Annotated in this window: 6 protein-coding genes; all 6 read left to right on the top strand. The window is 67.4% G+C overall.

What is annotated here, in order from left to right; translation table 11 throughout:
- Positions 1-158: 158 nt before the first annotated feature.
- The 6 genes from argB to G3O00_RS38735 all read left to right on the top strand — a co-directional run bounded on the left by argB (position 159) and on the right by G3O00_RS38735 (position 6036).
- Positions 159-1058, top strand: a complete 900-nt coding sequence (gene argB / locus G3O00_RS38710) for an acetylglutamate kinase (RefSeq protein ID WP_006490510.1) — start codon at positions 159-161, stop codon at positions 1056-1058.
- On the top strand, positions 1055-1846 hold the full coding sequence (locus G3O00_RS38715) for a pyrimidine 5'-nucleotidase (protein ID WP_206146151.1): 792 nt from the start codon (positions 1055-1057) through the stop codon (positions 1844-1846). Before argB ends, G3O00_RS38715 begins: the two co-directional genes overlap by 4 nt.
- On the top strand, positions 1813-2478 hold the full coding sequence (slmA, locus tag G3O00_RS38720; RefSeq protein ID WP_174933816.1) for a nucleoid occlusion factor SlmA: 666 nt from the start codon (positions 1813-1815) through the stop codon (positions 2476-2478). The genes G3O00_RS38715 and slmA overlap by 34 nt, the downstream gene beginning before the upstream one ends.
- Positions 2479-2744: 266 nt before the next feature.
- Complete coding sequence (locus tag G3O00_RS38725) at positions 2745-3890, top strand: homoserine O-acetyltransferase (RefSeq protein ID WP_011353548.1); 1146 nt, start codon at positions 2745-2747, stop codon at positions 3888-3890.
- Positions 3887-4495, top strand: a complete 609-nt coding sequence (gene metW / locus G3O00_RS38730) for a methionine biosynthesis protein MetW (RefSeq protein ID WP_006755281.1) — start codon at positions 3887-3889, stop codon at positions 4493-4495. The genes G3O00_RS38725 and metW overlap by 4 nt, the downstream gene beginning before the upstream one ends.
- Before the next feature lie 119 nt (positions 4496-4614).
- A complete protein-coding gene (locus G3O00_RS38735; protein ID WP_011353549.1) occupies positions 4615-6036 on the top strand; it encodes an AmpG family muropeptide MFS transporter in 1422 nt (473 codons plus the stop codon).
- Positions 6037-6157 lie beyond the last annotated feature (121 nt).

Below are 6157 nucleotides of genomic sequence, written 5' to 3' on the forward strand. Positions count from 1 at the left end.
TGCTGCCCAAATCGCGCCGCGCCATAGCCGGCGGGCCGCCGCGTGCGGTGCCCGGGCTGCGCCGCCGGTGTTCCGGCCCGGCCAAAAACCCGATGCTGCGCTGCGCCACTCCTGTACAATTCGCCGTGTTTCAACCGTTCCCAGCCTGAGCCGCCGCCATGTCCGAGCCCATCGACCTCTCGCAGATCGCCCCCACGCTGAAAGCAGAAATCCTCGCCGAGGCACTGCCGTACATTCGCCGTTACCACGGCAAGACCGTGGTCATCAAATACGGCGGCAACGCGATGACGGAAGAGCGGCTCAAGCAAGGCTTCGCGCGCGACGTGATCCTGCTGAAACTGGTCGGCATCAATCCGGTGATCGTCCACGGCGGCGGTCCGCAGATCGATCACGCACTGAAGAAGATCGGCAAGGCCGGCACCTTCATCCAGGGCATGCGCGTCACCGACGAAGAGACGATGGAAGTCGTCGAATGGGTGCTGGGCGGCGAAGTGCAGCAGGACATCGTGATGCTGATCAACCACTTCGGCGGCCACGCGGTGGGCCTGACGGGCAAGGACGGCGGCCTGATCCACGCGCGCAAGCTGCTGATGCCGGACCGCGACAACCCGGGCCAGTACATCGACATCGGCCAGGTCGGCGAAGTCGAGGCGATCAACCCGGCGGTCGTGAAGGCGCTGCAGGACGACGCATTCATCCCGGTGATCTCGCCGATCGGTTTCGGTGAAGACGGCCTCTCGTACAACATCAACGCCGACCTCGTCGCGGGCAAGCTCGCCACCGTGCTGAACGCCGAGAAGCTGCTGATGATGACCAACATCCCGGGCGTGATGGACAAGGACGGCAACCTGCTGACCGACCTGTCCGCGCGCGAGATCGATGCGCTGTTCGAAGACGGCACGATCTCCGGCGGCATGCTGCCGAAGATCTCGTCAGCGCTCGACGCGGCGAAGAGCGGCGTGAAGTCGGTGCACATCGTCGACGGCCGGATCGAGCACTCGGTGCTGCTGGAAATCCTGACCGAGCAGCCGTTCGGCACGATGATCCGCTCGCATTGAGCACCCGCAGCAAGACCGCCACACCCGACTTGCCGGCCCCACTGCGGCGCCGGCGCGTGTCGCGCAGCCGGCCCCGCGCCGGCGCGCCGGTGTGGCTGTTCGATCTCGACAACACCCTTCACCACGCGTCGCACGCGATCTTTCCCGAGATCAACCGCGCGATGACGCAGTACATCATCGACGCGCTGCAGGTCGAGCGCGCCGAAGCCGACCGCCTGCGCAACGGCTATACCGAGCGCTACGGCGCTGCGCTCCTCGGCCTCACGCGCCATCATCCGATCGACCCGCACGACTTCCTGCGCGCGGTCCATACGTTTTCCGACCTGCCCGCGATGCTGCGCTCCGAACGCGGGCTGGCGCGCATCGTCGCCACGCTCCCCGGGCGCAAGTTCGTGCTGACCAACGCGCCGGAGAACTACGCGCGCGCGGTGCTGCGCGAGTTGCGCATCGAACGGCTGTTCGAGCGCGTGATCGCGATCGAGCACATGCGCGACCGCCGCACGTGGCGCGCGAAGCCCGATCACACGATGCTGCGCCGGACGCTGCGCGCCGCGAACGCACGCATGGCCGACGCGATCCTCGTCGAGGATACGCGCGGCCACCTGAAGCGCTACAAGCGCCTCGGCATCGGTACGGTGTGGATCACCGGCCACCTGCCCGGCCATTTGCCGACCACCGGTCGCCCGCACTATGTCGATCAGCGCATTCGTTCGCTAAAATCGCTCCGACTGGGCACACGATCGGGGCGACAAAAATGCAGCCGACTTACCCGCAGGACCAAGCCGTAACGGAAAGCCAGGCCACACCCACCCGCGCCCGCCCGAAGCCGGGCGAGCGCCGCGTGATGATCCTGCAGACGCTCGCGGCAATGCTCGAGGCCCCCAAGCCCGAGAAAATCACGACGGCCGCGCTCGCGGCCCGGCTCGACGTGTCGGAAGCCGCGTTGTACCGGCACTTCACCAGCAAGGCGAAGATGTACGAGGGGCTGATCGAGTTCATCGAGCAGGCGCTGTTCGGGCTCGTGAACCAGATCGTCGCGAAGGAGCCGAACGGCGTGCAGCAGGCGCGCACGATCGCGCTGACGATGCTCAACTTCGCCGCGAAGAACCCCGGCATGACACGCGTGCTGACCGGCGAAGCGCTGGTCGGCGAGGACGAGCGGCTGACCGAGCGCGTGAACCAGCTGCTCGACCGCATCGAGGCGACCGTCAAGCAATGCCTGCGCGTCGCGCGCACGGAGGCGAACGCGCCGCCGGACGGCGCGACGCCGTTCGTGCTGCCGGCCGACTACGATCCGGGCGCCCGGGCGAGCCTGCTCGTCAGCTACGTGATCGGCCGATGGCACCGCTTCGCGAAGGGCGGGTTCCAGAAACCGCCGGGCGAGCAGGCCGACGCGCATTTGCGGCTGATCCTGCAGTGAGATGGCGCGGGCGCGGCGCCCTGCCCGCACGCCCGAATCCGCGCTCCCCAATTTCCGCTATACTTTGCCGACTGTCGCCCCACGGGCGGCAGCCAGAAACGCGCCGATTTGCTGACTCGATTGCGGGCGCGCGAACCAGCCGGGGCCTTGATTCGTCCTTGTCCCGGCGGTTCACTACAAATGCGGCTAAAGAGGTCGTCAGCCGCGCATCTCCGACTCCGCGCATCGCCGACACCATTTAGCTGCCCAGTCATAAGGCGGAACGAATGGAATCGATCGGCATCGTCGCTCCACAGACCATGCACTTCGCCGAACCGCTGCGCTTGCAAAGCGGCAGCGTGATCGGCAACTATCAGCTCGTCGTCGAGACGTACGGCGAACTCAACGCCGCGCGCTCGAACGCGGTGCTCGTCTGCCACGCGCTCAACGCGTCGCACCACGTCGCCGGCGTCTACGCGGACGATCCGCGCAGCACCGGCTGGTGGGACAACATGGTCGGCCCCGGCAAGCCGCTCGACACCAACCGCTTCTTCGTGATCGGCGTGAACAACCTCGGCTCGTGCTTCGGCTCGACCGGCCCGATGAGCGCCGACCCGTCGACCGGCAAGCCGTATGGCGCGAGTTTCCCGGTCGTCACCGTCGAGGACTGGGTGCACGCGCAGGCGCGCGTCGCGGATGCCTTCGGCATCGAGCGCTTCGCCGCCGTGATGGGCGGCAGCCTCGGCGGAATGCAGGCACTCGCGTGGAGCCTGATGTATCCGGAGCGCGTCGCGCACTGCATCGACATCGCGTCGACGCCGAAGCTGTCCGCGCAGAACATCGCGTTCAACGAGGTCGCGCGCTCGGCGATCCTGTCCGATCCCGACTTCCACGGCGGCGACTACTACGCGCACGGCGTGAAGCCGAAGCGCGGCTTGCGCGTCGCGCGGATGATCGGCCACATCACATACCTGTCCGACGACGACATGGCCGAGAAATTCGGCCGTGCGCTGCGCCGCGCCGACGGCGCGCTCGACGCGTACAACTTCAGCTTCGACGTCGAATTCGAGGTCGAGTCGTACCTGCGCTACCAGGGCGACAAGTTCGCCGACTACTTCGATGCGAACACGTACCTGCTGATCACGCGCGCGCTCGACTACTTCGACCCGGCAAAGGCATTCGACGGCAACCTGACGGCCGCGCTCGCGCACACGCAGGCGAAATACCTGATCGCGAGCTTCTCGACCGACTGGCGTTTCGCGCCGGCCCGCTCGCGCGAGATCGTGAAGGCGCTGCTCGACAACAAGCGCACGGTCAGCTACGCGGAAATCGATGCGCCGCACGGCCACGACGCATTCCTGCTCGACGACGCGCGCTATCACAACCTGATCCGCGCGTATTACGAACGAATCGCCAACGAGGTGGGTGCATGAACCAGCAAGCGCTGAATTCCCTGTCCGCGCGTGCGGACTTCCGCACGATCGCGCGCTGGGTCGAGCCGCGCTCGACGGTGCTCGACCTCGGTTGCGGCGACGGCTCGCTGCTCGCGCTGCTGATGGAAGAGCTGGACGTGACCGGCTACGGGATCGAGCTGAACGACGCGGGCGTGCTCGCGAGCGCGAAGAACGGCATCAACGTGATCCAGCAGAACCTGGAAGACGGCCTGCGCCTGTTCGAGGACCACAGCTTCGACATCGCGATCCTGTCGCAGACGTTGCAGACGATTCACCAGACGGCCGCGATCCTGCGCGAAACCGCGCGGGTCGGGCGCGAATGCATCGTGTCGTTCCCGAACTTCGGCTACTGGCCGCACCGGCTGTCGGTGCTGAACGGCCGGATGCCGGTGTCGAAGTCGCTGCCTTACCAGTGGCACAACACGCCGAACGTCCGGGTGCTGACGATCGAGGATTTCGAGGCGCTCGCGCCCGAAGTCGGCGTGACGATCCTCGACCGCGTGGTGCTGCACGAAGGCCAACCGATTCGATGGGGAGCGAACTGGCGTGGTAGTCTTGCTGTCTACCGCGTCAAGCGCAGCTGAGCCGGGAAGCCGTTGACGGACGCCGACGGCCCGCACGCACGTGCGGCCGCACCGCTGCGCTACCCGCGCCGCCGCCTGCGCTGTCGCCGCAATCAGTCAACGCTATCCAGTTCCAGTCCATGTCGAAAACGCCACACGAGGCGCCCGCACTCACCGCTCACGAGGATCACCCCGGCTGGCGAGCCTACCTGAACACGCACATGCTGATCTGCGTGTTCCTGGGCTTCACGTCGGGCTTGCCCCTCTTCACGCTCGTCTACCTCGTGCAGGCATGGCTGCGCTCCGAGGGCGTGAACCTGAAGGAAATCGGCCTGTTCGCGCTGATCCAGTTCCCGTACACGTGGAAGTTCCTGTGGGCGCCGCTGATGGATCGCTACGTCCCGCGCCTGCCCGGCTGGCGGCCGGGCCGCCGGCGCGGCTGGCTGCTGCTCACGCAGCTGCTGGTCGCGGGCGCGATCGCCGCGCTCGGCTTCGTGTCGCCGCGCGACTCGATCTGGACGGTCGCCGCGCTCACCACGCTCGTCGCGTTCTTCGGCGCGAGCGCCGACATCGTGATCGATGCCTATCGCCGCGAGCTGCTGCGCGATACCGAACAGGGCCTCGGCAACGCCATCCACGTGAACGCGTACAAGCTCGCCGCGCTGATCCCCGGCTCGCTGGCGCTGATCCTGTCCGACCACCTGCCGTGGGACGTCGTGTTCGCGATCACCGGCGCGTTCATGCTGCCGGGCATCCTGATGACGCTCGTCGTGCGCGAGCCCGAAGTGGTCGGCACGCCGCCGCGCAACCTGCGCGACGCGATCGTGCTGCCGTTCCGCGAATTCATCCAGCGCGACGGCTGGGCCGGCGCGCTGCTCGTCATCGCGTTCATCTTCCTGTTCAAGATCGGCGACACGATGGCCACCACGCTGTCGACGTCGTTCTTCCTCGACATCGGCTTCTCGCGCACCGAGATCGGCATCGTCGCGAAAACCACCGCGCTCGTCGCGAGCGTCGCCGGCGGCATCATCGGCGGCGTCTGGCTCGTGAAGATCGGCATCGGCCGCGGGCTGTGGATCTTCGGCGCGCTGCAGATGGTGTCGACGCTCGGCTTCGCGTGGCTCGCGCAGCTCGGCCCCGGTTCGCCCGTGCTCGCGATGCTCTACGACTTCACCGTGTCGAGCAGCCATGCGATCGCGTCGGCGCTGTCGGTGTTCGGCATTGCCGTCACGCCGCAATTCAGCCCGATGACCGTCGCGCTCGCGATCGTCTACGGCGCCGAAACCTTCACCACCGGCCTGACGATGGCCGCGTTCGTCGCGTACATCGCGAGCACGACCGACCCGCGCTATACGGCCACGCAGTTCGCGCTGTTCACGAGCCTCGCGTCGGTGCCGCGCACGCTCGCGTCGGCCGCGAGCGGCTTCATCGTCGCGAAGATCGGCTGGTTCGACTACTTCATCGTGTGCACCGCGCTCGCGATTCCCGGCATGCTGCTGCTGTTCAAGATCGCGCCGTGGAACGGGGCCGCACGCAACGGCGAGGCCAGCCGTGCGCAGTAACGGCCTGCACCGCCTCGCGCGCGTTGCGGCTTCGTTGAGCGTCGGCGCCGCGGCGCTCGCCGCGGGCTTCGCCCATGCGACCGACACCGGCACGCCCGCTGCCACCGCCGCGGGTTCCGCG

It is taken from the genome of Burkholderia sp. Ac-20384, assembly GCF_017104605.1.
In the GTDB taxonomy this organism is placed as follows: domain Bacteria; phylum Pseudomonadota; class Gammaproteobacteria; order Burkholderiales; family Burkholderiaceae; genus Burkholderia; species Burkholderia lata.